The organism is Candidatus Allofournierella merdavium, assembly GCF_944382735.1.
Lineage (GTDB): Bacteria > Bacillota > Clostridia > Oscillospirales > Ruminococcaceae > Allofournierella_A > Allofournierella_A merdavium.
Genome location: NZ_CALWND010000014.1, coordinates 1 through 25,477 on the forward strand (window position 1 = coordinate 1; position 25,477 = coordinate 25,477).

The 25,477-nt window shown below is 64.1% G+C and carries 21 protein-coding genes; 9 read left to right on the plus strand and 12 right to left on the minus strand.

What is annotated here, in order from left to right; genetic code table 11:
* Positions 1-284: 284 nt before the first annotated feature.
* From ACH2A7_RS11175 to ACH2A7_RS11185, 3 genes are all read right to left on the minus strand, one after another.
* Entirely contained in the window at positions 285-1,400 is a 1,116-nt protein-coding gene (locus tag ACH2A7_RS11175; RefSeq protein WP_394962011.1) for a radical SAM protein, read from the minus strand.
* A gap of 99 nt (positions 1,401-1,499) precedes the next feature.
* Complete coding sequence (locus ACH2A7_RS11180) at positions 1,500-3,035, minus strand: response regulator (protein WP_394962012.1); 1,536 nt, start codon at positions 3,033-3,035, stop codon at positions 1,500-1,502.
* Positions 3,032-4,846, minus strand: coding sequence for a sensor histidine kinase (locus ACH2A7_RS11185; RefSeq protein WP_394962013.1), 1,815 nt, complete (start codon positions 4,844-4,846; stop codon positions 3,032-3,034). The genes ACH2A7_RS11180 and ACH2A7_RS11185 overlap by 4 nt, the downstream gene beginning before the upstream one ends.
* 247 nt (positions 4,847-5,093) lie before the next feature.
* Between ACH2A7_RS11185 and ACH2A7_RS11190 the strand changes: the two genes are divergently transcribed.
* The 7 genes from ACH2A7_RS11190 (at position 5,094) to ACH2A7_RS11220 (ending at position 11,746) form a co-directional block, all read left to right on the plus strand.
* A complete protein-coding gene (locus ACH2A7_RS11190; RefSeq protein WP_394962014.1) occupies positions 5,094-6,455 on the plus strand; it encodes an ABC transporter substrate-binding protein in 1,362 nt (453 codons plus the stop codon).
* Between the two features lie 85 nt (positions 6,456-6,540).
* Positions 6,541-7,446: a carbohydrate ABC transporter permease gene (locus tag ACH2A7_RS11195; RefSeq protein ID WP_394962015.1), complete on the plus strand. Its 906-nt coding sequence runs from the start codon at positions 6,541-6,543 to the stop codon at positions 7,444-7,446.
* A gap of 11 nt (positions 7,447-7,457) precedes the next feature.
* Complete coding sequence (locus ACH2A7_RS11200; protein WP_394962016.1) at positions 7,458-8,339, plus strand: carbohydrate ABC transporter permease; 882 nt, start codon at positions 7,458-7,460, stop codon at positions 8,337-8,339.
* Between the two features lie 7 nt (positions 8,340-8,346).
* A complete protein-coding gene (locus tag ACH2A7_RS11205) occupies positions 8,347-8,475 on the plus strand; it encodes a sulfatase-like hydrolase/transferase (protein ID WP_394962017.1) in 129 nt (42 codons plus the stop codon).
* Positions 8,476-8,497: 22 nt separating this feature from the next.
* Entirely contained in the window at positions 8,498-9,676 is a 1,179-nt protein-coding gene (locus tag ACH2A7_RS11210) for a sulfatase-like hydrolase/transferase (RefSeq protein ID WP_394962018.1), read from the plus strand.
* 46 nt (positions 9,677-9,722) lie between these two features.
* Entirely contained in the window at positions 9,723-11,555 is a 1,833-nt protein-coding gene (locus ACH2A7_RS11215) for a hypothetical protein (protein WP_394962019.1), read from the plus strand.
* Positions 11,528-11,746 carry a hypothetical protein gene (locus tag ACH2A7_RS11220; RefSeq protein WP_394962020.1) on the plus strand — a complete coding sequence of 73 codons (219 nt, stop codon included), beginning with the start codon at positions 11,528-11,530 and terminating at the stop codon, positions 11,744-11,746. The genes ACH2A7_RS11215 and ACH2A7_RS11220 overlap by 28 nt, the downstream gene beginning before the upstream one ends.
* A 76-nt stretch (positions 11,747-11,822) precedes the next feature.
* Here the strand turns inward: ACH2A7_RS11220 and ACH2A7_RS11225 are convergent, their stop codons facing one another.
* Together ACH2A7_RS11225 and ACH2A7_RS11230 are read right to left on the minus strand one after the other, a co-directional pair.
* A complete protein-coding gene (locus tag ACH2A7_RS11225; protein WP_394962021.1) occupies positions 11,823-13,190 on the minus strand; it encodes an MATE family efflux transporter in 1,368 nt (455 codons plus the stop codon).
* Positions 13,183-13,632, minus strand: coding sequence for a MarR family winged helix-turn-helix transcriptional regulator (locus ACH2A7_RS11230; protein WP_394962022.1), 450 nt, complete (start codon positions 13,630-13,632; stop codon positions 13,183-13,185). The genes ACH2A7_RS11225 and ACH2A7_RS11230 overlap by 8 nt, the downstream gene beginning before the upstream one ends.
* Positions 13,633-13,803: 171 nt before the next feature.
* Between ACH2A7_RS11230 and ACH2A7_RS11235 the strand changes: the two genes are divergently transcribed.
* The gene (locus tag ACH2A7_RS11235; RefSeq protein ID WP_394962023.1) at positions 13,804-15,549 is read left to right on the plus strand and encodes an ABC transporter ATP-binding protein; all 1,746 of its coding nucleotides are present in this window, start codon (positions 13,804-13,806) and stop codon (positions 15,547-15,549) included.
* 98 nt (positions 15,550-15,647) lie between these two features.
* On the opposite strand, the gene ACH2A7_RS11240 is transcribed toward ACH2A7_RS11235, so the two are convergent.
* The 3 genes from ACH2A7_RS11240 to ACH2A7_RS11250 all read right to left on the minus strand — a co-directional run bounded on the left by ACH2A7_RS11240 (position 15,648) and on the right by ACH2A7_RS11250 (position 20,897).
* The gene (locus ACH2A7_RS11240; protein WP_394962024.1) at positions 15,648-18,590 is read right to left on the minus strand and encodes a glycoside hydrolase family 2 TIM barrel-domain containing protein; all 2,943 of its coding nucleotides are present in this window, start codon (positions 18,588-18,590) and stop codon (positions 15,648-15,650) included.
* Between the two features lie 97 nt (positions 18,591-18,687).
* Positions 18,688-19,887, minus strand: a complete 1,200-nt coding sequence (locus ACH2A7_RS11245; protein WP_394962025.1) for an MFS transporter — start codon at positions 19,885-19,887, stop codon at positions 18,688-18,690.
* Between the two features lie 119 nt (positions 19,888-20,006).
* The gene (locus tag ACH2A7_RS11250) at positions 20,007-20,897 is read right to left on the minus strand and encodes a helix-turn-helix domain-containing protein (protein WP_394962026.1); all 891 of its coding nucleotides are present in this window, start codon (positions 20,895-20,897) and stop codon (positions 20,007-20,009) included.
* A gap of 176 nt (positions 20,898-21,073) precedes the next feature.
* On the opposite strand from ACH2A7_RS11250, the gene ACH2A7_RS11255 reads away from it, so the two are divergent.
* Positions 21,074-22,111 (plus strand): alcohol dehydrogenase, encoded by a 1,038-nt coding sequence (locus ACH2A7_RS11255; RefSeq protein WP_394962027.1) that lies wholly within the window; start codon positions 21,074-21,076, stop codon positions 22,109-22,111.
* 133 nt (positions 22,112-22,244) lie between these two features.
* On the opposite strand, the gene ACH2A7_RS11260 is transcribed toward ACH2A7_RS11255, so the two are convergent.
* From ACH2A7_RS11260 to ACH2A7_RS11275, 4 genes are all read right to left on the minus strand, one after another.
* The gene (locus ACH2A7_RS11260) at positions 22,245-22,583 is read right to left on the minus strand and encodes a nuclear transport factor 2 family protein (protein ID WP_394962028.1); all 339 of its coding nucleotides are present in this window, start codon (positions 22,581-22,583) and stop codon (positions 22,245-22,247) included.
* A gap of 481 nt (positions 22,584-23,064) precedes the next feature.
* Positions 23,065-23,625: a GtrA family protein gene (locus ACH2A7_RS11265; RefSeq protein WP_394962029.1), complete on the minus strand. Its 561-nt coding sequence runs from the start codon at positions 23,623-23,625 to the stop codon at positions 23,065-23,067.
* Positions 23,567-23,857 (minus strand): hypothetical protein, encoded by a 291-nt coding sequence (locus ACH2A7_RS11270; protein WP_394962030.1) that lies wholly within the window; start codon positions 23,855-23,857, stop codon positions 23,567-23,569. The genes ACH2A7_RS11265 and ACH2A7_RS11270 overlap by 59 nt, the downstream gene beginning before the upstream one ends.
* A gap of 149 nt (positions 23,858-24,006) precedes the next feature.
* Positions 24,007-25,359, minus strand: coding sequence for an MATE family efflux transporter (locus tag ACH2A7_RS11275; protein ID WP_394962031.1), 1,353 nt, complete (start codon positions 25,357-25,359; stop codon positions 24,007-24,009).
* Positions 25,360-25,477: the final 118 nt, after the last annotated feature.

The following is a 25,477-nucleotide window of genomic DNA, read 5'->3' on the forward strand; positions in this document are numbered from 1 at the left end:
GCCCCTTGAGGGGCGTTGTCTGTATTATGCCCTTCTAGGGCTTACTCAAGCCCCCGGCTTTGCCGGGGGTCCTGACTGTGCGGAAGAAAGACCGGAAGTCGTTTGCCCGCCCGTCAACGGAGAAACGGGCAGGCCGGGCAAGGCAGGGCCGCGCCCCCCTTTGCAAACAGGCGGAAAAAGGAAAACAGGAGCGCGACGACAACACTCTGCCTTTATCGTATCTGTTCCGGCCGCTGAACGCAAGCAGGCAATCACGCCCGGGCGCAAAAAAATGTGACCCGCCGTCAGCCCGGCTGCAGCCCGTGGACCAGGATCGTCCGGGCGGCCTGGGCCAGGTCCCGGGCATGCAGGCTGAAAAACTCCCGATGCGCCTCGCAGTAGCGGGTCTTGCCGGTGCGGTCCCTGTCCCGGGGGCAGCCGTTGCGGCAAAGAGGGTACCAGGGGCAGCGTCGGCACTCCTCGGGCACCGGCAGGCTACGCTCCACAAAGCCCAGGGCGCGGCTGCGAGCCTCCATTTCGGCCAGGGTGCCCTCGGCGATGTTGCCCAGCAGCCACTGGTCCAGGCAGTAGAAGTCACAGGGGTAGACGCTGCCGTCCGCCTCCACCACAAACTGCGGGCTGCATACCCCCAGCATGTTGCAGCTCTCGGGCGGGCGGCCCGCCAGAATGCCCATCCAGTTGTCAAAGTGGCGGATGGACAGATAGCGCCCCCGGTCCAGATCCTCCTTCCACAGAAGGAACAGACGGTGAAGGAATCTGGCGTAGGTCTTGGGCGTGAGGGAGCAGTCCGTTGCCGTCCCCTCCAGGGGGTCCATGCAGGGGATGTACTGCTGAAAGGCGATGCCCTCGTCCCGGAAGAAGGCATAGGCCTGCCCCACATTCGCCGCCAGCTGTTTTGTCACCACCGTCAGGGTGTTGCACTCCACCCCGAAGCGGCGCAGCCGCCGCAGGTTTTCCAGCACGACGGCGTGGCTGGGCGCTCCCCCCGCGGCGGGGCGCAGCGCGTCGTGCACGGCGGCGGCGCCGTCGATGGACACCCCCACCAGAAACCCGTGGCGGGCGAAAAAGGCGGCCCAGGCGTCGTCCAGGGAGTAGCCGTTGGTCTGAAAGGACCAGTGGAGGGGGGAACGGGCGGTGTTGGCGGCCTCGGCGTCCCGGACGAAATCCTCAAAGAAATTCAGCCCTGCCAGGGAGGGCTCGCCCCCCTGGAACACAAAGGAGCAGGGGCCGCCCCGGGCATATTCCAGGGCTTTACCGGCGCACAGCGCGGCGGTCCGGCGGGTCATTCGCCCCCGCACCCCCTGGGCACGGTGGGCCGCCTCGTCGGCGTAAAAGCAGTACCGGCAGCGCAGGTCGCAGCCTGCGGAGGCGGGCTTTATCATCATGGAAACAGCGGGCATGGCATTGGCCTCCCTTTTTGCCTTCTGGATGGTGGACGTGATGAAAAACGGGGGAGCGGCATCCCGGCGGCGGGCGCCGCGGGAAAGGCCGCGGGCTGGTCAGGGTTCTTTCTGCGCCGCCTGCAAACGGTAGAGACGAGGCGAGGTGCCCACCAGCTTTTTGAAGACCTTGCCAAAGTAGCTCTGGTTGGCAAAGCCCACCTCCTCCGCGATCCGGCCCAGAGACAGGCTGCTGGTGCGGATCAGGCTCTGGGCGGCCTGGATGCGGATGCGGTTGAGATAGTCGTTGAAGGGTTCGCGGTAATGGGCGTTCATCACCCGGGAGAGATGGTGGTAGGAGACATGCACATGGTCGGCGATGTCCGAAAGCCGCAGCGGGCGCATATAGTTTTCCGCCACAAACTGATCGATGGCGGCGATCAGGGCGCGGCTGGGCTCGCCCTCCGCCTGCCCGCCGGCGAAAACGTCCTCCAGCACGCCGTCCAGCACGTCGCACAACTCGTCGATGGTGGCGGCCAGGTCGATGCGGCGGAAAAATTCGATCTTGCGGGCGTTGAGGCCGGTGGTGTCCTGGGCTGCCTTTTCCATCGCGTAGAGGATGGTGTGGATGGACTGTTCGCAGAACTTTTTCACGGCATAGGGGGAGATGCGCTCGGTGACACAGCGGGCAAGAAAATCGCCCAGGTAACTCACAACGGCCTGGCTGTCGCCCCGGGCCACGGCGGAGATCACATAGGATGTGTCGATCTGCGCCGTGTTTTCGTATTGCAGCCCCGGCAGAACGAAAAAGACCTTGCGGGTGGGCGCGTAGAAAAACTGCTGCGGGATCTGGGCAAAGCCGCCCAGCAGCTTGCGGGAGCTTTCCAGCACGGGAAAATCCCGGAACACCCCCCAGTACAGCGCGGGGTACTCCTCCCCCTGGCCGGTGACCTGGGCCAGCACCGGCTCCAGCACCGCCATGTCGCCCAGCAGCATGCAGGCCCCCTGGTGCAGAAACACCGCCACCGGCAGCCCGCGGAGGGCGCCCAGGAGAGCGCGGCGCGCGTCCGAGGCCTGGAGGTACTCTTCGCTCTTGTCCGCGCAGAAGGAACGGATGAGGAACAGGGGGCGTTCCAGTTCCAGCGCCAGACCGTAGCTGTGCAGTTCCTGCTGTACAAAGGCCGGGTTGCTGTAGCTGCCGTTCAGCAGGTTGTCAAAGAACAGAGACAGTTCCAGCCGGGACGCGCTCTCTTTGGGCTGGGGCAGGCAGGCGGCCAGGTTTTCCAGCCGCTGCAGCAGCGTCTGCGCCGTCAGCTCGCTCTTCAAAATGTAGTCGAAGGCGCCGTTCTTCATGGCGTCGCGCACATAGGAAAAGGTGTCGAACCCGCTGATCACGATGGTCTCGATGGGCGGATGGCCGCTCTCGTTGCGCTTTTTGATCTCCGCCAGCAGTTCCACGCCGTTCATCACCGGCATGGCCACGTCGGTGATCACGATCTGGGGGGCGGTGGCGTCCAGCAAGGAGAGGGCCTGCCTGCCGTTTTCGGCAAAACCCACCACCAGAAAGCCCTTGTCCTCCCAGGGGATCATGTTCCGCAGGATGTTGCGAAAGATGTTCTCATCGTCCACGATGAGCACGCGGGTAAAGGTCTTCAACTGGCATTCCCTCCGTTTTCGTTCTGGCCGGAATCGGCCGGCAAGGTCACGGTCACGATGGTGCCGCTGCCCGGGGTGCTGCAGATGTCCAGGCCGTACTGCGGGCCGTACATCAGCTTGAGGCGCTGGTCGATGTTGTTCAGCCCCACGCCGGACATCTTTTGCTGGGCGGCGTAGCTGCCGCTGCGCAGCTTTTGCAGGGTGTCCTCGTCGATGCCGCAGCCGTTGTCCGACACCTCGATGCGCAGCGTGCCGTTGAGTTCGCACACGAATACCGAGAGATCGATCATGGAATCGCTCTCGGGGAAGCCGTGGAAGATGGTGTTCTCCGCGATGGGCTGCAGCAGCAGTTTGGGCACCCGGCGGCCGGCCAGCGCCTCGTCCGACAGCAGCACCTGCAGCCGGATGCGGCCCTCGTAGCGCAGGTTCATCAGGGCCACATAGGCGTTCAGGTTGTCCAGCTCCGTCTGCAGGTCCACCACCTCCCGGTGGTCGCTGATGGTGCCCCGCAGCAGCCGGATGAACTGCAGGATTGCCTCGCTGATCTGCGCCCGGTCGTATCCGTTTTCGATCAGGTAGCGGAAGGAGGACAGGGTGTTGTAGAGGAAGTGGGGGTTGATCTGCATGCGCAGGGCGTTCAGCTCGGCCTCCCGGCGGGCGATGTTCTCCCGGCGCATATTCTCGGTGTAGGTGTCCACCGCCTTCAGAAGGTTGGAAAAGGTGGTCTCCAGGGTATACAATTCATCCTGGTTGGCGGTGTCGTCCACCGGCAGGGTGCCGTAGCGGGTGGAAGCCATCCGGGCGGACAGGCGGGCGATGGGCCGGGTGATGCGGCGGGAGATGAGCAGGGAGACAAGGCAGGCCGACACACAGAAGATCACCGCGATGGGCACCACCCGCGCCACCACCTCCCGCAGCTGGTCGGAGACGGTGTGGGTCTCGATGTACTTGATGAGCGCGCCGTCGATGGAGGTGAGGGGCACCCGCACCGCCAGGCACTCGGTGTCGCCCAGCGCGCAGGTGTACACCGGCGTGTCGACGCCCCGCGCGTACTCCGGGATGCGGGTGATGTCCTCCAGGCGGGTGCCGATCACATCCGCCCGGTTGCTGGAGATCACGGCGCCCAGGCTGTCGGTGAGGAAGATATACTCGCCCTCCTGATACCCCTGCCGGTAGAGCTGTTCCAGGCCGGAGGGATCGATCTCCAGAAACAGCCAGCCGCAGTGCTTCATGGTGTATCCGTCCACCAGGCTGCGGGCGAAGAGGATGACGGTTTTGCCCTCGGTCACCGTGGTGATGCCGGGGTGGGACAGGGTGTAGACGATGGTGTCCACCTGGGGCGTCTGCACGGCGGGCTGCATCCAGGTCTCGGCCATCAGTTCCTCCGGAGAACATACCATCCGCTCGCCGTCGTAGGTGGTGTAGGCGACGCCGTTCACCCCCAAAACGGTCACGCACGCCTTGTACTGGGTAAAGATGCCGTAATAATTGTATAAAAAGCGATGAATCTCGGTCTCTTTCTGAAACTTGTCCAGCTGGTCGGCGCAGGGCTCGGTGAGCAGGGTGCGGAAATACAGGCTGGAATCGGACACGTTGATCACGGTGTTCAGCTGCTGGAACAGGTTGGTGGCGTTGCCGTCGATCTGCTGGAGCAGCGCGCCGTTGCTCTGCAGCACATCTTTATACAGAAGGTTCTGGGCGAAGCTGATGATGGCCAGGCTGACGGTGACGGTGGTGAGGAGGATCAGCCCCAGGCTGCTGATGGCGATGCGCCAGAAGATGCTCTTCTTGCGAAAATCCAGTCTTTTCACCGCCCTCACCTCCCGAAAGATTTCGAAGTCACCTTTATTATACAGGCAAACGGGAGGAAATGCACCACGGAAATAGGGTGCCGGGCGCAAACGGGCAAAAAAATACGAAAAGAGCAAATTATTCGCAATCCGCCGCCGCGGCCGGCCTCGTCACCCCGATTTTTTACCAGAAACGCCACAAAACAGAATCTACTTTTGCCGGCGCGGCCGCGCTATAATAAAACCAACAAATCACAGAACGGCTGTGTTGCAAAAGGCAAAAATACAGGCTTTAAGGAGGAACAAACATGTCTACGCGAATCAAAAAACTATTGGCTTTCGCGCTCGCCGGGCCTCGGCGCTCTCGCTGCTGGCGGCCTGCGGCACCACGCCCTCGTCCACGGCGCAGACGGGCTCTTCCGCTTCCGGCGGCGCCGCTGCCGAGCCGGTGACCCTCACCTTCTGGCGGGCGGGCACCGACGTGGAGACCGAGACCTACTGGAACGCCATGATCGACCGCTTCGAGGCCGAGCACCCCGGCGTCACCGTGGAACTGAGCAGCCTGCCCTGGGGCGATGAGATCGAGACCAAGCTGAACGCGGCCTACGCCAGCGGCACCGCGCCGGACATCCTCAACTACTCCCTGGTCTTGATCCCGCAGCGGGCCAGCGTGGGCCAGTACGCCAACCTGGACAACTATGTGGCTGACTGGGAGGGCGCCCAGGACATCATGCCCGCCGTGATGGAGACCGGCAAGTACGACGGCAGCGTCTACGGCATTCCCATCAAGCCCGACGCCCGCATGTTCGTCTGGCGCAAGGATATGTTCGAGGCCGCCGGGCTGGACCCCGAAACGCCCCCCACCACCTGGGAGGAGCTGAAGGAGTTCGCCGACAAGCTCACCATCAAGGAAAACGGCACCACCGTGCAGGCGGGCTATAACATGTCCATCGCCAACGGCTTCCAGGATTACCAGATCTTCCTGATGCAGAACGGCGGCGACTTTGTGGACGCGGCCACCAACACCCTTACTTACAACAGCCCGGAGGCCGTGGAGGCGCTGGAGTTTTTGAACACCTTCGTGCAGGACGGCAACGTCATCCCCGCCGACCAGTTCCAGTCCGGCTCCGACGTGTTCGTGGGCGGCAAGGCTGCCATGGCCTACAAGAACCCCGCGGACATACAGAACATGATTACCGCCGACCCCACCCTGGCGGATAAGATCGGCGTGAGCGCGCCCTTGAGCCGCAAGCAGCAGGCCACCTTCGGCGGCATGGGCTTCATGTTCCTCAGCGAGGACAGCAAGAACAAGGACCTGGCCTGGGAGTTCATCGAGATGGCCCTGAACAACGATGAGATGAAGATCCGCATCGACGATCTGGGCATCCCGCCCATCCGCCAGTCGATGGTGGAGGACTATGTGGCCCTGGATCCTGAGATGAACCAGGCCATCGTGGACGCCATCGCCGTGGGCAAGGGCGCCTACCTCGTGATCTACTCGAACGAGCTGAACAACCAGGTCTCCGCCGCCATCGAGCAGGTCTATTACGGCAAGAAAAGCGCCCAGGAGGCGCTGGATGAGAGTGTGGCCGCCTACCAGAAGGAAGTGGACGCGCTGCTGGCATCCTGACCAAAACCGGCGCGGGCGGGCACGGGAACTCCGGTGCCCGCCCTTTTTATGACTTTTTTCTGTGAAACGAAAGGGGAAGGACGCAGTGAACACAGCGGCGATGAAAAAAGGGCGCGGGCCGCGCAGGTCGGGCATTACGCCCTACATCATGATCCTGCCGGCCTACGCGGTGTATCTTTTGTTCGTGCTGGTCCCCGTGTTCGCGGGGCTGGCCTTCAGCTTCACCAACTACGATTTCTATAAAAAGATGGACTTCGTGGGGCTGAAAAACTACATCGACCTTGCCCACGACGCCGAGTTCGTGCGGTCGGTGTTCAACACCCTCTACTACGCCTTCTTCACCATCATCCCCACCCTCGCCATCGGCGTGGTGCTGGCGGTGCTGGTGAACAAGGGCATCCGGGGCACCAAGGTGTTCCGCACCTGCATGTATGTGCCCAACGTGGGCTCGATGGTGGCGCTGTCTATGATCTGGCTGTGGATCTTCGATCCCACGGTGGGCTTCATGAACCAGATCGTCACGGCGCTGGGCCTGCCCGCCCAGCAGTGGCTGTTCAACGAGGCCACGGCCATGCCCTGCCTGATCATCATGGGCATCTGGCGCTCCGCCGGATACAACATGGTCATCTCGCTGGCCGGCCTGCAGTCCATCCCGAACGATCTGTACGAGGCCGCCCGCATCGACGGCGCCGGCGAGCTCAAGCAGTTCTTCGCCATCACCCTGCCCATGCTGCGGCCCACCACCTTCTTCTTGCTGGTCACCGGCTGCATCAACTCCTTCATGGTGTTCGAACAGGTCAACATCATGACCAACGGCGGCCCGCTGAACTCCACCACCACCATCGTGCATCAGATCTACAAGAGCGCGTTCTTGAACTTCAAGGCGGGCTACGGCTCGGCCATGGCGATGATCCTGCTGGCCATGACCATCGTCTTTACACTGCTGAACTTCCGGTTTGCCAACAAGGACAACGGCACCGATGTGAACTGAGGAGGCGGAATATGATCGGTTCTATGAAAAAGGAGCGGATGATCGGCAGGATCGTGCTCACGGTCGTGCTGGCGCTGCTGTCCTTCGTGATCGTCGCGCCCTTCCTGCTGGCGATCCTCACCTCGCTGAAGCCCCTGGCGGAGATCCAGTCCGCCGATTTCACCATCCTGCCAAGGGAATGGCACTTTGAAAACTATCTCCTGGCCATGCAGCAGGGCGACTGGCCCCGCTACTTCGCCAACTCCATCACCGTCACCCTCACCACCGTGTTCTTCGCGGTGCTGTTCAACACCCTGGCGGGCTTCGCCTTTGCCCGGTTCGAGTTCAAGGGCCGCAAGTTCCTGTTCTTTTTCCTGCTCATCGGCATCATGGTGCCCGCTCAGGTCACCCTGATCCCCACCTTTTTCATGATGAAGCAGTTCCCCCTGGTGGGCGGCAACAACCTCTTCGGCATGGGCGGCACCGGCTTTTATGACACCCTGCCCGGCCTCATCATCCCCTATGTGGCCGGCTCCTTCGGCGTGTTCCTCTGCCGGCAGTTCTTCCTGGGCTTCCCCCGCTCTCTGGACGAGGCGGCGGAGATCGACGGGGCGAACAAATGGCAGCTGTACTTCCGCATCTATCTGCCCATGAGCAAGCCCATCATCGCCACCCTCATCATCACCAAGTCCTCCCAGATCTGGAACGACTACCTCTGGCCGGTGATCCTTACTACCTCCAACGAGAACCGCACCGTCCAGCTGGGGCTGACCATCTTCCGCAACGAGACGGTCATCCAGTGGCACTATCTGATGGCGGCCACCATGATCGTCATCGCGCCGCTGGTGGTCATGTTCTTCTTTTTGCAGAAATACTATGTGGGCGGCATCATGGCCGGCGGCGTGAAGGGGTGAGAGACCAATGAGCAAACGACCGAACATCATCGTCTATTTTGTGGACCAGCAGCGGTGGGACACGGTGGGCGCCTACGGCCAGCCCCTCAATGTCACCCCCAACCTGGACCTGATGGCCCGGGAGGGCACCCTCTGAGAATGCCTTCACCTGCCAGCCGGTGTGCGGTCCCGCCCGGGCCTGCCTGCAGACCGGGAAATACGCCACCGAGACCGGCTGCTGCGTGAACGCGGTCAGCCTGCCGGTGGGGGAGAAGACCCTGGCCCATTACCTCAAGGAGGCGGGGTATGCCACCGCCTATGTGGGTAAGTGGCACCTGGCCTCCGACCGGGAGGAAAACCACTATGAGGTGACCAACGTGCCAGCTGAGCGCCGGGGCGGCTACGACTACTGGATGGCCGCCGACGTGCTGGAGTTCACCTCCCACGGCTATGACGGCTATGTGTTCAACACCGCCGGCGAGCGGGTGGACTTCAAGGGCTACCGGGCGGACTGCATCACCGACTTCGCACTGGATTACATCCGCGGCCAGACCGCAGAACAGCCCTTCTTCCTCTTTTTGTCCCACATCGAGCCCCACCACCAGAACGACCACGAGCACTTTGAGGGGCCGCGGGGCAGCAAGGAGAAGTTCAAAGACTTTGTGCCGCCCGCGGACCTTAAGGGCATGGAGGGCAACTGGCGGGAGGAATACCCGGACTATCTGGGCTGCTGCAACCGGCTGGATGAGAACCTGGGCCGGGTGCGGGAGGCGCTGCGCCGTCAGGGCCTGGAGGACAACACCATCGTCTTTTACCTCAGCGACCACGGCAGCCATTTCAAGACCCGCAACTGGGAGTACAAGCGTTCCTGCCACGACGCCTTGGTGCGCATCCCCCTGGTGGCATACGGCGGGCCCTTCACCGGCGGCCATGTGGTGCGAGAGATGACCGGGCTGATCGACCTGCCCCGCACCATCCTGGAGTGCGCCGGGGTCGAGGTGCCCGCCCACATGCGGGGCGTCTCCCTAAAAGAACTGGTGGAAGGGAAAACGCCCTGCTTCCGGGACACCATCTTCATCCAGATCAGCGAGAGCCAGGTGGGACGCTGCATCCGTACCCCCCGGTGGAAGTATTCGGTGCAGACCGGCGCCGATGGCTGGACGGTCTTCTCCGGCGACGTCTATTACGAGGACTGCCTCTACGACCTGGAGGCCGACCCGGCGGAGCACAACAATCTGGCGGAGGACCCGTCGCTGGCCCCCGTCCGCGCCATGCTGGCGGCCCGGCTGCAGTGGGAGATGCTGCAGGCGGGGGAGGCATCGCCCACGATCCTGCCCCGGGCGGCCCGCCCCCGCTGACCGGGCGCAATCAACGGCCGCCGCGCCGCAGAAAGGAAACGAGAGTATGGAACGCTTTATTCTGAACGTGATCCACCGGCCGGAGATGGTGCCGGAGTACGCCGAGAAGGTGACGGGTCACGGCAAAGAGGAAAACATCAGCCGCAAGGCGCTGCTGACGGAAAGTCTGGACATCTTCAAGACCCAGCAGGCCATTGCGCACAAAAACGGCATCAAAACCACCATCCAGATGACCTACGCCAGCCTGTTCAACGCCGAGGCGGTGGCACTGGCCAAGGAGCATCACGAGCAGTACGGGGACGAGATCGCCCTGTCGCTGCTGGGGCTGCCCTGCAAGGAGTTCCGGGACAAGTACAAGACCAAGGACTTCTGCATCTGGATGTTCTCCATGGAGGACAAAAAGGCCATCGTCACCGACGTGTTCGAGAAATTCCACGAACAGTTCGGCTTTTACCCCGCCTCCACCGGCAGCTACTACCTGGATGCCGACCTGACCAACTTCATCAAGGAGAAATATCCCAGTGTGAAGTGCGCGGTGGCCACCTGCTGGGAGGAGGGCCCCAAAGCCTACCACACCTGCAACAACTCCTGGTATACCCTCTTCGACGGCGGCCCCTGGAACCCCTGGATCCCCTCGAAACAGAACACCCACGCCCCGGCGGCCAACGAGGCGGAGGACAGCGGCATCGTGGCCATCCCGCACCTGTCGCGGGACCTGCTGGCCTGCTTTGACGGCAACGGCTCCAACTTCGGCACCCACCCCCAGAACGTGCTGCGGGGGATGATCTACGACCCGGACACCTGGGAGTACCCCTATCTCTACAACCTGATCGACCAGTACCGCAGCCTTGGCAAATACAACGACGGCTACAGCTACAACATGATGTTCGTGGGCCCGGGCTGGATGAACAAGATGGGCCGGTGGGAAGCTCCCTATGAGCTGCTGCTGAAAAGCTACGAGGACGGCATGGCCTACTATGCCAAGCTTAAGGCGGAGGGCAAGCTGGAGGACATGACCATGGCCCGGTTCGCGGACTTCTACCGGGCGGGCCACACCTACACCCAGCCGGAGTGCGCCCTGTGGCGGGACATCCTCTACGGCTCGGACAAGCAGTATTTCTGGTACGCCGACCCCTACCTGCGCTGCTGCCTGGACATGAACCAGGGGGGCGCGATGATCGACCTGCGGCCCTATGTGGCAAAGCTGTACTGGCCGGTGGGCATCGGCACCCCCCATGTACAGGACGCCAGCTACCCCTTCCTCATCCAGGCCAACTACCGGGCGGGCTACTTCACCCACTACGCGGGGGAGGGAACCATCCGCAGCTGCAAGCTGACCCACAAGGGGGAAGAGGTAGACCTGTGCCTGACCCGCACCTGGGCACATTTCGCAAAGCAGGGCACTACCCGCGTGCTGACCCTGGAGCCGGTGGAGATCAAATTTGCCGACCTGACGGTAAAGGTGCAGACCGTGTTCGAGTTTGAAGAAGGCAGCAGCGTGGTGAAGACCTGCCGCCGCATCCTGGAGAGCAGCGATCCGGCGGCGAAGGTGGAACTGAACGAGTACATCACCGCCTGCTACGGCACCACCGAGTACCCGGAGGACATGACAAGCGTGGTGCTGGGCCTGCAAAACGGGCAGGAGGAAAGAAGCCTGCAATACGCCTACCGCTGCCGGGAGGACGAGATGGCCGGCGGCGAGGCGTCGGCGCTGGTGCCGCCCATCGAGACGCGGGTAACCCTGGCCGCGGCGGGAGAGCACACCGCCTATTACAAGGAAGGCTACGCCTTCAGCCCCATGTTCACGCTGGGGGCGAAGGGCGAGATCGGACAGGGAGAGGAGATGGTCACATGGCTCAGGCTGGAAAAGGCAAACTGAACTTCCGGTGCCCGGCCTGCTTTATGCGGGATCTGGACATCGACATGTTCTACGACGGGGACAAAAAGGAATACTACTGCCTGCGCTGCTGCTACACCGGCAGCGAGGCGGACGTGCAGCAGAAAAACCGCATGGCCCGCTTCCGCTACCGGGCCATGGCCAAACGCTTCGAGCGGTTCGACCAGCGATAAATCAAAAAATGCGCCCCCGGATGCGTTGCTTGCATCCGGGGGCGCTGCCTTGCGCCTGCCCCTGGCAAGGACAGGGTTACGAGCGGCGGGCGGGGGCGTTCTGGCCGCTGCCGTGCCGGCAGTGGTTCAGATAGAGGTAGAAACCGATGTTCAGCAGAACGCCCACTGCGGTGGACGCCGGCGCGGCCAGGCCGATCTTTGTCAGGCTGGCGTTCGGCTGGATGCTCATCACATAGGCCAGCGGCAGGCGCACCAGCAGCGTCTGTACCAGACCCTGCAGCATCACCCACAGGGTGCGCTGGTTTCCGTTGAAGTATCCCACCATGCTGAACAGCACCGCTGTGGCGATGGTTTCGGGGGCAAAGCCCTTGAGGTAGGCAAAGCCGTTTTGGATGACCGCCGGGTCGGTGGAAAAGACGCCCACCAGCACGTCGCCCCTGGTCATGACCAGGGCGAACACCACCACGCCGAACCCCAGCCCCACGCCGATGCCGGTGAACATGGAGCGCTTGGCCCGCCGCAGGTCGCCCGCCCCCACATTCTGAGAGACGAAGGACGCCATGGACTGCATCAGCGCGCTGGGCACCAGCATGGCGAAGTTCACGATCTTGCTGGCCACCCCGTAGCCGGAGGATGCCTCCAGCCCCAGCCGGTTGACAAAGGCGCAGAGAGCCAGAAAGGAAAGCTGGGTCAAAAACTCCTGCAGCGCCAGCGGCAGGCCGATGGCAAGAAATTTGCGGCATTGCAGGTTGAAGCGGAAGTCCTGCCGGCGGAGGGTGAAGGGCAGCTGCTTTTTCAGCAGGATGACCACCGCGCACACCACGCTCACCGCCTGGGCCAGCACGGTGGCAAGGGCTGCGCCCGCCGCGTCCATGTGAAAGCCGGCCACCAGCAGCAGGTCGCCGAAGATGTTCACCACGCAGGCCACCAGCACGAACAAAAGGGGCGACCTGCTGTCGCCCAGGCCCCGGAAGATGGCGGAGAGCAGGTTGTAAGCCACGATGAAGAAGATGCCGCCGCCGCAGATGCGCACATAACTCACGGTGAGGTCCAGCGATTCCCGGGGCGCCTGCATCAGCACCGAGATGGGCCGGGCAAAGCCCACCAGCAGCACGCACAGCCCCACCGAGATGAGGGCGAACACCAGTGCCGCGCCGCCCAGCACCCCGCCGATCTTTTCCGGGCACTTTTCTCCCAGGTACCGGGCGATGAGCACAGTGATGCCCATGGCAAGCTGGGTCACCACAAAGGTGACCAGATTCAAAAGCTGGCTGCCGGTGGACACGGCGGACAGGCCGGAGGTGGAGCCGAACCGGCCCACCACCAGCAGGTCCACCGCGCCGTAGGCTGCCTGTAAGATCAGCGCCCCCAGAATGGGCACCATAAACCAGAACAGCTTTTTTAAAATGCTGCCCTGGGTAAAATCCGCTCTTTCCTTACTCAATGGTGATCCTCCTCTGTGCCATGACCTGATAAAGCCGCCCCAGCGTGCGGATGGTGCAGGCGGCGTCCTCCTCGGAAATATCCGCAAGCAGCGGCGCCAGCCGCGTGAAATACTGCCGGGTGTACCGCTGCAACAATTCCTGCCCCGCCGGGGTGGCGGTGATGTAGGCCACCCGGCCGTCCCGGGCGCTGGGCTGCTTGCAGAGGTAACCTTTGCCCTCCATCTCCTTCACCGTGCGGGTCACCCCGGGGCGGGGCAGGCGCAGCGCGTCGCTGACGTCCGACGCCGTCGCCCGCTGGCCCCGGCGCTCCAGATCGTCGATGGCGTCCAGCAGATGAATGTGCGAGGGCGTGACCCCCGGGGGCAGCGGGGGCAAAAGGTCCCGGCTGCGCTTTGCCAGATAGCAGGCGTCAAACAGCGCCTTGATGGTGCTCGTCTCCATGGCAGTCTCCTCCAAAATAGTTACCATTGGTAATTATATAAAGGGCCGCACCCCCTGTCGATCCCCCCCGGGGCATACTTTTTTTGCGGGGGCTTTGCTGCCGGTGTATAATGGAAAAAGAAATCTTTTGTGTGCGGGAGGAAAGCGCCCTGTGACCGAAAAAAACGATTCATGCCCATCGCGAAGCGGGTGTACCGTCTGCTGGAGCGCAGGCAAAAACAGGCCTTTGTGCTGATCTTGTGCATCATGGCGGTGTCGGCGGGGCTGACCCAGTTCACCCCCAAAGCCATCGGCTTTCTCACCGACGATATACTGCGGCAGGACGGGCTTGCGTTCGGCAGCATCCTGCCGGTGCTGCTTGCCATCCTGCTGGTGACGGTGGCGAATGAACTGCTGAAGATCGGGCGGCGGGTGATGGTGGAGGATGTGGCCACCAAAACCGAGAAAAAGGCCCGGGGGCTGGTGATCGCCTCGCTGCTGCAGGCGCCCCTGGCTTTTTTCAAGGAGAACATGACCGGCAACATCCACGGCCGGCTCAACCGCTGCCTGGAGGGCACGGTGAAGCTGGAAAAGCTGCTGTTCATGGACTTTGCGCCGGCGGTGTTCAACAGCGTGGCGGCGGTGGCGGTCATCCTGACCACCCTGCCGGCGGGGCTGGCGCTGCCCATGCTGCTGGTGGTGCCCATCGGCATCGCCATCGTGGCCCGGCAGATCGCCACCCAGCGGGGCATCCGGGTGGAACTGCTGGAGACCAAAGCCGCCATGGACGGCTCCGTTGTGGAACTGCTGAACGGCATCGAGGTCATCCGCATCCTGGACAGCGCAGCGCTGGAGGGAGAGCGGTTCGAGGGCAAGTCGGAATTTTTGCGCAAAAAGGAGATGCGCCACCACCTGCAGATGGCGAAGTACGACTGCCTCAAGTTCCTCAACCAGGCGCTGTTCACCGTGCTGATGATCGGCATCTCCGTCTGGCTTGCCGCCCGGCAGGTCATCAGCGCGGGGGACGTGCTCACCGCCTACCTCTGCTTCAACCAGCTGCTGAAGCCCCTGGAGGAGCTGCATCGCATCCTGGATGAACTGTCCGAGAGCCTGGTGCTGGCGGAGGACTTCTTCCGCATGGCGGAGATCCCCCGCGACTTCTCTTATCTGCCTCCGGCGCTGCCGGCGGCAGCGGCCGGGGCGGCGGGCAGCGCCCTGGAGGCGCGGGGGCTGGAATTTTCCTACGGGGCGGACAAGCCCGTCCTCCGGGGGCTCACCTTCACGGTGGGGCAGGGGGAGTTTGTGGGCATCGCCGGGCCCAGCGGCTGCGGAAAATCCTCCCTCATCAAGGCGATCTGCAAGCTGGAAGCCTGCCAGGGGGAGATTTTCATCGACGGAAAGGACCTGCGCGCCTATTCCAGAAGCGAGCTGGCCGAGACCATCGCCCTGGTGCCCCAGAACCCCTTCCTGATCGCGGGCACCCTCCGGGAGAACATCTGCTACGGGCTGAAACGGCAGCCCGCCGACCCGGAGGTGCGTCAGGCGCTGGCCAAGGCCCGCCTGCTGGAATTTGTGGACAGCCTGCCCGGCGGGCTGAACGCCCCCGTGGCGGAGGGCGGGGCGAACCTCTCCGGCGGGCAGAAGCAGAGGGTGGCCATCGCCCGCGTCTTTCTGCGCCGGCCGAAGATCCTGATCCTGGACGAGGCCACCTCCGCGCGGGACAACACCGCCGAGCGGGCGGTGCAGGCGGCCATCGAGGAGTTGGTGCGCGGGCGGGGGATGACGGTGATCTCCATCGCCCACCGTCTCACCACCCTGCAGAACGCCGATCGCATCCTGGTAATGGACGGCGGGCGCATCGTCCAGTGCGGCGGCTACGGGGAACTTATCGCCGGGGCCGGCATCTTCCAGGATATGTACTACGGCAGGCTGAAATAAACGTCCGCCTTCATAAAAGAGGCAGCGCCCCCGGATGCGGTTTTCGCATCCGGGGGCGCTGTGCGGTTTCGGCAAAGGGGCGTGGCGCTCTGCCGGTTTTATGTCTGTTCGGGGTCGGCGGCAAAGGTGAGGGAGAGATGCAGAGGGGCGTTTTCCATGCGGTATTCCGGCAGCGGGCGGGCGCCCCAGGTGTCGTCGCCGCCCACGCCGCACTCCCAGGCCAGCAGCCGCAGCACGGTGCGGTTGCCGGCGGGCAGCTGCCAGGGATGGGCCGCGTTTTCCAGTTCGTGACTGGTGCAGGGCAGGGCGGAGAAGCAGAAGGGGGCGTTCCCCTCCACCCGCATCCCGCCGCAGGCCAGCCAGCGCACCCCGGTGCGCAGCCCGCAGCTCTGGGGCTTCATGTAGGGGGTCAGGGCGGTGAAGGCGTCCAGTTCCCACCGGCCCAGCAGCGCGCCGCCGGTGCGGTCGGCGGCGGTCTCCTCAGGGCCGAGGCCGTAGTAGCGCACCCGGCGCGCGGCTTCCACCGCCGCGCCCTCCAGTCCGAAGCAGAAGGGGGCGGGCAGGCCCGGCGCTGCCTGGGCGTCCACCAAGAGGTCGATGCGCCCGCCCGGCGCAAAGCGCCAGCGCATGACGCAGCGGCTGGCCGGGGCGGTGGGCAGGCTAAAGACGGCGGTCACCTCGTAGCAGGGGCCGTCCTCGTTCAGGGTGAAGGACTCCAGCGTGCGGTAGAGGCTGGCCGTCTTCCAGGCCGCCTTCTCCTGGGGCCAGCGGCTGGCCGTGTCGTTGGACACCGGCGCGCGCCAGAAGGTGGGAGCGAGGGGGGCGGCCAGCCATTCCCGGCCGTCCAGCCGCAGACTGCGCAGCAGTCCGTCCTCCCGGGAGAAGCGGGCCAGCAGCCCGCCGCAGGCAAGGCCCAGGTACTCGCTGCTGTCGATCAGCCGCCAGCCGCTTTCCGCGGCGGCGCGGCTGCGCACTACCTGCTGGGCGCTGGCGATCTCGTGGCCCGCCGCCGCCCAGGGCGTGTTCCGGGCAAGGCGCAGCACCGCCCGCGCCACCACCTCGCCGCCCGCCGGCAGGTCCGGCAGGTCGAAGGGGAGGCGCGCCGTCTGTCCCGGCGGGCAGGGGCAGGGCAGCGTCTGGCGGAAAAATTCCTCCCCCTCCCGCAGGCCGCTCACCTCCAGGCACAGTTCGCCCGCGTCGGTGAACAGGCTCTCGTTGCGCAGCACCACCGCGCCCGGCTCCAGCTCCAGCAGGAAGGGGGTGTACACCGCCTTCACCGCCGCCAGCTTGGGACTGGGGACGCGGTCGGCAAAGAGCAGGCCGTCGGCGCAGAAATCGCCGCTGTTGGGCAGATCGCCAAAATCGCCGCCGTAGTGCAGCCGTCCATCGGCGGTGAGCTGCTGGTCGATCCAGTCCCACACAAAGCCGCCCTGGTAGTGGGGATACAACTCCTCCAGCCGCTTGTAGGCTTCCAGCCCGCCGCAGCTGTTGCCCATGGCGTGAGCGTACTCCGCCTGGATGCGGGGCTTGTCCTGCTGTTGCCGCAGCAGTTCCTCCAGCTTTTCCGCCGGGTAGTACATGGTGGAGTAAAAATCGGTGGTGTCGGGGTAGCGCCCGTCCTGGGTCACGCCCTCGTAGTGCACCGGGCGGGTGGCGTCCCAGCGGTGGAAACACCGGGACATCTCCCACAGGGTGCTGCCCCCGCTGGACTCGTTGCCGCAGCTCCAGGCCACCACGCAGGGGTGGTTTTTGTCCCGCCCGAATATGCTGCGGGCCCGGTCCAGCACCGCCTGGCGCCAGGCGGGCTGGCCGTCGGGCAGTTTGGGGTAGCGATGCTGGGCCAGCATTGGCCGGGCGCACCAGGTGCCGTGGGTCTCGAGATTCGTCTCGTCGATGACGTAAAGGCCGTAGCGGTCGCACAGGGCGTACCACTGGCTGTGGTTGGGGTAGTGGCTGGTGCGCACCGCGTTGATGTTGCTGCGCTTCATCAGCACTACGTCCCGCTCCATCTCCTCAAAGGTGACCACCCGGCCGTGTTCGGCGCTCCACTCGTGGCGGTTCACCCCGTGAAGCAGCAGGCGCTGGCCGTTGAGTTTGAAGATGCCCCCCTCGATGGTCAGGGTGCGAAAGCCCACCGCCAGCCGGCACCGCTGGGTGGGCGCGCCGGCGCGCAGCACCTCCAGTTCCAGGGTGTAGAGGTGGGGCGCCTCGGCGCTCCAGAGGGCGGGAGAAGCCACGGTCATGGCCAGCCAGGCCGTGCCCGCCTCCACCGGCGCGTGGCAGCGGGCGGCCTCGGCCCCCGCTTCGTCCAGAAGAACGGCCCGCACCCCGTCGGCATCGCCGGCGGTGGTGATCTGCGCCGAAAAAGCGCCGGAGGCGTCCGCCCGCACCGCGATGTCCTCGGCGCGGCAGGCGGGCAGGCCCAACAGCCACACATCCCGGAAGATGCCCCAGAAGCGCCAGAAGTCCTGGTCCTCCAGCCAGGAGCCGGAGCACCAGCGGTACACCTCCACCGCCAACAGGTTTTCGCCCGGGCGCACCGCGCCGGTGGCGTCGAACTCCGCGGGGGTGAAGCTGTCCTCGCTGTAACCAAGGTACTGGCCGTTGCACCATACCCGGAAGGCCGGCTCCACCCCGTCAAAGCGCAGGCGCGTTTCCAGGTCCGGCCCCTGCCAGCCCGCGGGCAGAGAGAAGGTGCAGAGGTACTGCGCCACCGGGATGTCCCCGGGCAGGGCAGGGGGCGCCAGCTGCTCGCTGCCGTCCCAGGGGTAGGCGGTGTTGGTGTAGAGGGGGACGCCGAAGCCCTGCAGGTTCAGGTGGCCGGGCACCCGGACGGGGACAAAATCCGACCCCGGCCGGCCGGCCTCAAAGCCCTCCAGCCGCTCTTCCAGCCGGGGTGCCACCCGCACCCGCCACTGCCCGGAAAGGCACAGCGCCCGGGGCGAATCCTCGCCGGGGAAAAGGCTCTCGTGGTCGGAGTGGGCGGCAAGCTGGTTCTGACGGAAGATTTCGGGGTTCTGCAACAATTGACGGAGATCCATGGGCATTGCCTCCTTATAGATAGGTAGGGGAGGGCGCCGGCGCGCCCCATCGCTTTCATTATAAAGAGCAGCGGCACAGGATGCAATCCGGATGGGGTCAGGATTCGGGAGAGGTCTGCCGGTCCTTTTCTCTCAATGCGGTCAGCCCCAGCACCAAAGCGGCCGGGAACGCCGCGGCCAAAAGAAAACCCATCTTCAGATCGCCCCCCGCCCGGTCGGCGGCAAACCCCACGGACAGCGGCCCCAGGATGCCCCCCAGATCGCCGGCCAGGGCCAGAAAGGCGAACATGGCGGTGCCGCCGGCGGGGCAGGCCCGGGCGGAAAGGCTGATGGTGCCCGGCCACATGATGCCCACGGAAAACCCGCACAACCCGCAGCCCGCCAGGCTCAGCACGGGCAGGGGGGACAGGGAGGCCAGCAGATAGCAGGCCACACACAGGGCGCCGCAGGCCAGCATCAGAGGCCGGAGACCCGCCTTGCCGCCCGCCTTTGCGGTGAGCACCCGGGCCAGCCCCATGAGAAGGGCGAAAAGGCAGGGCCCCGCCAGGTCGCCGATGGCCTTGGGCACCCCCGCCGCGGTTTCCGCGAAGGCAGAGGCCCATTGGGTCATGGCGTTTTCGGCGGCGCCGGAGCAGGCCATCAGCAGGCACAAAAGCCAGAACAGGGGCAGGCGAAGCAATCTTCGCACCCCCAGGCCGGCCCCGTTTTCCACCAACCGCCGGATGGGGCAGGTGAGAAAGTTGAAGGTGTTATAAAGAGGGATGAGCGCCCACAACAGGGTGAGGACGCGCCAGTTTTCCAGGCCGAACAGGGCAAAAAACAGCGTGGAGCCCAGCACCACCGCCACCATCCCCCAGCAGTAAAAGGAGTGCAGCAGGCTCATCCGGCTCGCTTTGTTTTCAAAGGGACAGGCCTCCACGATGGGGCTGACCAACACCTCGATCAGGCCGCTGCTCACCGCGTAGACCACCACCGCCAGCAGGATGCCCCAAAACGGGGCGGGCAGCATGTCCGGCAGGATCGTCAGCATCCCCAGCCCCGCGGCGGACAGGATGTGCGCCGTCACCACACAGGCGCGGTAGCCGACCCGGTCCACAAATCCCGTGGCGGCCAGATCCACCAGCAGCTGGGTCAGGAAAAACACGCTGGGGATGAGAGCGATCTGCCCCAGGGAAATGCGGTAGGTCTTTTGAAAGGTCAAAAAGAGAAGCGGCGCGAAGTTGGCGCAGATGGCCTGGGTCACATAGCCGAGACAGCAGGCCCGCAGGGTCTTGTTGTAGTTGGGCTGAACGGTCATGAAATCTCCCTCCCGATGGGCTGTACAGAATACGGCGCACGCCCGGCAGGGCGGCGCCGTATTGCATTATAACAGCAAAAGAAGGGGGCGATAAGGGAGAATCCCGCCAAAAAGCAGCACTATTTTCCCAAATTGCGAATCTGGCCCGGTGTGCAGCCATAGAGCTGGCGAAACTGGCGGCTGAAGTAGCTGGTGGAGTGGAACCCGCAGGCCAAACCGATCTCCTGCACGGTCAGGGAGGTGTCGTGCAGCATCCGGTGCGCGGTTTGAAGCCGATATCGGATCAGCGCGTTCACCGGCGAGCAATCCATGTATTCGGCAAAGCAGCGGGCCGCCTCGCTGCGGCTCACGCTGGCCGCCGCTGCGATGTCGGCAAAGGTGACGGGTTCCGGGTAATGGGCGTAGATGTAGGCCAGCATTTTCTGCACCCGCACCTGGGTGCGCAGCTGCACCCGGGTGGACTGGAACTTCGGCAATGCGTCAAAGTGATGAAACAGATATTCAAACAGCCGGTTCAGCCCCCGCTGCACCGTCAGTTCATAGCAGGCGGGCCGCTGCCGCAGGCGGTGAAAAATTTCGTCCAGAAGGCGGTGGACCTGGCCGCACCGGTCGTCCTGCCGCCGGAACACCACAAAGGGCAGGCAGCCGCACTCCGCAATGGGCGCGATGTACTTTTGGTGGATGGCGCTGGTCTCCGGGGCGATCAGGGCGCCGGAAAAAACCATGATGGGCATGGGGTCCGGCGCGTCGCCGGCGACCTGGCGCACGCCGTGCAGCAGATTGCTGTTTACAAACACACTGTCCCCCGCATGCAGCAGGATGTGCTCCCGCCCCACCTGGTAATCCAGCGTGCCGCTGGCAGCCCTTGCGATCTCAAAATAGGGGTGCCAGTGCAAGGGGCCTTCCCGATCGGGCAGTTCCGAGAGTTCATCTTCAAAAAAGGTGATCGGGAAAGCGTCTGTCTCATGGACGATCCGCTCACGCATATGCTGGTCTACAATGACGGGCACGGCCAATCTCCTCCTTGCAGCAAACCATTTTAGTGGGGATACCCCGCTACAGTATAACAGGAAAACGCGGTTTTTTCCATCCGACATCGTTTCCCGCGGACCCTTCATTTTGCGCGCAAAGTCTGGTACAATGAAAAAAGGCCGTGCCGCCGGCGCCAAAAAAGGAGGAGACCGTCATGCTGGCATACACCTATGTTGAAAGGGGCAGATTTGAACTGCTGCAAAAGCCCAAACCCGTTTTGCAGGATGCGCGGGACGCCATCGTGCGGGTGACGCTGGCCAGCATCTGCTCCAGCGACCTGCACATCAAGCACGGCAGCGTGCCCCGGGCGGTGCCGGGGATCACGGTGGGGCACGAGATGGTGGGCGTGGTGGAGCAGGTGGGCTCCGCCGTCGCCACCGTCAAGCCCGGCGACCGGGTGACGGTAAACGTGGAGACCTTCTGCGGCGAGTGCTTTTTCTGCCGCCGGGGCTGGGTGAACAACTGCACCGACCCGAACGGCGGCTGGGCCCTGGGCTGCCGCATCGACGGCGGCCAGGCGGAGTATGTGCGGGTTCCCTTCGCGGATCAGGGGCTGGATAAAATACCCGACGAGGTGAGCGACCGGCAGGCCCTCTTTGTGGGGGACATCCTGGCCACCGGTTACTGGGCGGCGCAGATCGCCGAGATCGGCCCGGAGGACACGGTGCTCATCCTGGGCGCGGGGCCCACCGGCCTGTGCACCCTGGCCTGCGTGCTGCTGCGCGCACCCCGGCGGGTGATCGTCTGCGACCTGGATGACAGCCGTCTTGCCTTCGTGCGCGCCCACTGGCCCGGAGTGCTCACCGCCCGGCCGGACCATCTGCGGGAATTTGTGCTGGCCCACAGCGACCACGGCGGCGCCGACGCGGTGCTGGAGGTGGCCGGCGGGCAGGACACCTTCCGCCTGGCCTGGCAGTGCGCCCGGCCCAACGCGGTGGTCACGGTGGTGGCCCTCTACGACGCGCCCCAGGTGCTGCCGCTGCCGGAGATGTACGGCAAGAACCTCATCTTCAAGACCGGCGGTGTGGACGGCTGCCACTGCGCCGACACCCTGGCCCTCATCCGGCAGGGAAAGCTGAACACCACCCCCCTCATCACCCACACCTATCCTTTAAGGAACATCGCCGCCGCCTACGACCTGTTCGAGCACAGGCGGGACGGCGTCATCAAGGTGGCCGTGACCATGGAGTGAGGCGGCCCGCCGCAAGAAAAGCAGACAGCGCCCCCGGATGCGGCGATCGCCGCGCCCGGGGGCGCTGTTCACAGCAAAAAACGGGAGCGCCGGCCAAAGCGCCAGAGGACGGCGCGCTCCGGCAGCCGGCGGTTCACACCCCGGTGAACACCTTGGCCAGGATCTTCCAGCCGGACTCGTCCTTCTTCAGCACATGAAAATCCACATAGTCGGCGCCAAAGTAGTTTTCCAGCGTGACGCGGATCACCGCCACGTCGTTCACCACGTCCAGCACGTCCACCCGGGCGCGGGAGTCGGTGGGGCCGGCCTGGGTGGCGCCGTCAAAGAGGGTCTGGATGGGGGCGCCGTTGATGGTGGCGCTGGCGTGGAAGGCGGGCTTCATCCCCTCGCCGTCCCCCCTGGCGCAGCCGTCCACATACAGCTGGGCCACCCGGAGGATCTCCTCGTAATCTTTCACCGTTGCGTTGCTCATTCTGCTTTCCTCCCTTTGTTCGATGGGTACCCGGCGGGCTTGCCGCCGGATGTTATTATCAATGATAATTCGAGTGAGCAGAAAAACAAGTACGCACATTTAAGTGTGATACTTACGATCTCGTTCGATACTAACTGAAAAGAAAGTGACAGGAGGGGCTGTGCTCCCCGCAAAAAACGGGCACCGGCAGGACCCCGGCGCCCGACCTGCATCAAAGCTGCTTTTGCGGCCGTTTTTGGAAGAACTTCGTGCTGTACCGTTTCAAAGCCGCCGGCACGTTCAGCCGGTTTCTTGCGGTCCAGCACGATCTGGCGGTTTGTCCGCGGTCAGCAGCCGGCCGGCGACCAACCGGGCCATGGGCAAATTCAAAAACGGCAGATGACCCGTGTTTTTATAGGGTCGCTGGAGGGGAAAACACAAATAGGCGGCCGCCCCGTTTACGGGGCGGCCGCCTATTTTTGTCAGTATGAGCGGGAACGGCTCAGGCCTTCCTGCCGGCGTTTTCGGCGGAGGGGAAGATGATCTTGTTCACAAAGAAGAACACCACCATCGAGATGCCGCCGTTCAGCACCGTGGTGCCGATGTTGTAGATGAAGTCCGGCACCAGCAGGCCTGCCACCGCCACCCAGATGCAGTTGATGGAGTTGACGATGCAGGTGATGATGCAGAAGGCCACCAGGTACCAGGCGATCTGGGGGCCCAGCTTGCCGTGGGAGCGGAACACAAAGTTGCGCTGGATGGGGAAGTTGACCACCTCGCCGATGACCATGGCCACCATGTAGGCGCAGAAGTAGGCAAGGCCGCCGTGGGCCTGGTCGTAGCCCAGGATGTTCCACTGGAAAGTCTCGCCGAAGAGGGTCAGCGGGATGCCCGGCCAGCCGAAGGCCGCGTCCCCCAGCCCCGCAAAGGCCGCGGGCAGAAACTGCAGCATCAGATACTTGAACACCGTGATCACGTTGCTGACGATGACGAACAGCCCGCCCTCACGCACCCATTTGGCGGCCGCCGGGTGTTTTGCGGCAAAATTGTTCCAAAAACTCATGATTCCTTCCTTCCTTTTCCGGCCGTTGATTTTCCACGCAAGGCACATGGCGGAAAGTTTGTTCTGCAAGACAGTATACAACATCTCCGGCCATCGCAGGAGCAAATTTCACAAACGGTCGTTTTTTCATCGCAAGCAGCAGATTGATTAAAAATAATCGTCTGAAATGCCCAAAAACTTGGCAAAAAGTTGTGCGTTCCCACAAGAGTTGCGGGAACAAAAACCAGGGCATCAGGGCGCCGCCGGCGGTTTCTCACGGTGGGGTGTCAGAACCTCGCCGGCTGACAAGGGGCACAGCAAAAAAATGCCCCCGGCCGAGCCGGGGGTCCTGACGACGCGCGTTGCACAGTCCGCGCCCCGCTCCGGGGCGGCGGGCTGTTTTTACACAGCGGCTTGCCGGCCGCGCCGCCGGATGACGGCGAAGGCCGCGAGGCAGATCAGCACCGACACCAGCGAGCCCGCCGCCGTGGCAAGGCCCATGGGGAACAGGGTGTCGGGGAACAGGGTGGAGGTGAGGTATACCCCGGGCACCCGCATCAGCGCGATGGCCAGGATGTTGTGCAGAAAGGAGAGTTCCGACCGGCCGCAGGCGCAGAAGTAACCGCTGAAGCTGAAGTGGATGCCGGCGAACACACAGTCCCAGATGTAGCCCCGCAGGTATTGGCCGCCCATCCGGATCACCTCCGCGCCGTCCGCCGCGCCGCGGTCGGTGAACAGCGCCACGATGGGTTCCGCCGAAAACTGGATGACGAAGGAGGCCGCCAGGCCGAACCCCGCCGCGATGGCGATGGCGTAGCCCAGGGTCCGCAGCGCCCGGTCGGGCTTGCCGGCGCCGATGTTCTGCGCCCCCAGCGCCGAGACGGAGGACAGCATGGACGAGGGCACCAGAAAGAGGAAGCTGATGATCTTCTCCACAATGCCCACCGCCGCCGCGTCGGTCAGGCCCCGCCGGTTGGCGATGATGGTGATGAGGATGAAGGCGATCTGGATGAGACCGTCCTGCAGGGCGATGGGCACGCCGATGGAAAGGATGCGGCCCATCACCGGCCGGGCGGGGCGGAAATCCTGCTTTTTCAGCGGGATGCTCCTGCGCCGGAGGATGACCGTCAGCGCGATGGCCACGCTGAGCGCCTGGGACAGGGTGGTGCCCAGCGCCGCGCCGGCAGGGCCGATGTCCAGCACCCCCATGAACAGGTAGTCCAGGGCGATGTTGGCCGCGCAGGCCACGGCGATGAAGTACATGGGGCTGCGGCTGTCGCCCATGCCGCGGAAGACGGAACTGATGATGTTGTAGGCGGTGATGAAGGGAACGCCCGCAAAACAGATGGACAGATAGGCGGCGGTGCCTTCCACCGCCTCGGCGGGGGTGGACATCACCGCCACGATGGGCCGCACCAGGGCCTGCAGCAGCGCCATGCAGACCACCGACACCCCCATGAACAGCACGGCGGTGTTGCCCGTGACCCGGGCGGCCAGGCGCCGGTCGCCGCCGCCCACCGCCTGCCCGATGCTCACGGTGGTGCCCATGGCCAGGCCCACGATCATCACCGTGAGCATGTGCATCACCTGGGAACCCACAGATACGGCGGTGATGTCCGCCACGCTGCCGAACTGGCCGATGATGAACAGGTCGGCCATGCCGTAAAGGGTCTGGAGAAAATAAGAGAGAAGGTAGGGCAGGGCAAACAGCGCCAGATTGCCGAATACGCTGCCGGTGGTCAGATTTTTTTCCATGGATGGGCTCCACCTCGTTGTGACATGGTTATATTTATAGATTAAACGCCACAATCGCCGCCGAGTCAAGATGTTTTCGCCCGCCGCGCCGGGGAACCGGGAAAAGACGGGCCCTGCA

What these genes read in the sequence shown, in the direction of transcription:
- ACH2A7_RS11235 (WP_394962023.1), top strand. Translation starts at nt 13,804, where the DNA reads ATGCCCATCGCGAAGCGGGTGTACCGTCTGCTGGAGCGCAGGCAAAAA.
- ACH2A7_RS11270 (WP_394962030.1), bottom strand. Translation starts at nt 23,857, where the DNA reads ATGCCCTGGTTTTTGTTCCCGCAACTCTTGTGGGAACGCACAACTTTT.
- ACH2A7_RS11255 (WP_394962027.1), top strand. Translation starts at nt 21,074, where the DNA reads ATGCTGGCATACACCTATGTTGAAAGGGGCAGATTTGAACTGCTGCAA.
- ACH2A7_RS11200 (WP_394962016.1), top strand. Translation starts at nt 7,458, where the DNA reads ATGATCGGTTCTATGAAAAAGGAGCGGATGATCGGCAGGATCGTGCTC.
- ACH2A7_RS11245 (WP_394962025.1), bottom strand. Translation starts at nt 19,887, where the DNA reads ATGACCGTTCAGCCCAACTACAACAAGACCCTGCGGGCCTGCTGTCTC.
- ACH2A7_RS11260 (WP_394962028.1), bottom strand. Translation starts at nt 22,583, where the DNA reads ATGAGCAACGCAACGGTGAAAGATTACGAGGAGATCCTCCGGGTGGCC.
- ACH2A7_RS11175 (WP_394962011.1), bottom strand. Translation starts at nt 1,400, where the DNA reads ATGCCCGCTGTTTCCATGATGATAAAGCCCGCCTCCGCAGGCTGCGAC.
- ACH2A7_RS11265 (WP_394962029.1), bottom strand. Translation starts at nt 23,625, where the DNA reads ATGAGTTTTTGGAACAATTTTGCCGCAAAACACCCGGCGGCCGCCAAA.
- ACH2A7_RS11205 (WP_394962017.1), top strand. Translation starts at nt 8,347, where the DNA reads ATGAGCAAACGACCGAACATCATCGTCTATTTTGTGGACCAGCAGCGG.
- ACH2A7_RS11220 (WP_394962020.1), top strand. Translation starts at nt 11,528, where the DNA reads ATGGCTCAGGCTGGAAAAGGCAAACTGAACTTCCGGTGCCCGGCCTGC.
- ACH2A7_RS11240 (WP_394962024.1), bottom strand. Translation starts at nt 18,590, where the DNA reads ATGGATCTCCGTCAATTGTTGCAGAACCCCGAAATCTTCCGTCAGAAC.
- ACH2A7_RS11230 (WP_394962022.1), bottom strand. Translation starts at nt 13,632, where the DNA reads ATGGAGACGAGCACCATCAAGGCGCTGTTTGACGCCTGCTATCTGGCA.
- ACH2A7_RS11275 (WP_394962031.1), bottom strand. Translation starts at nt 25,359, where the DNA reads ATGGAAAAAAATCTGACCACCGGCAGCGTATTCGGCAATCTGGCGCTG.
- ACH2A7_RS11215 (WP_394962019.1), top strand. Translation starts at nt 9,723, where the DNA reads ATGGAACGCTTTATTCTGAACGTGATCCACCGGCCGGAGATGGTGCCG.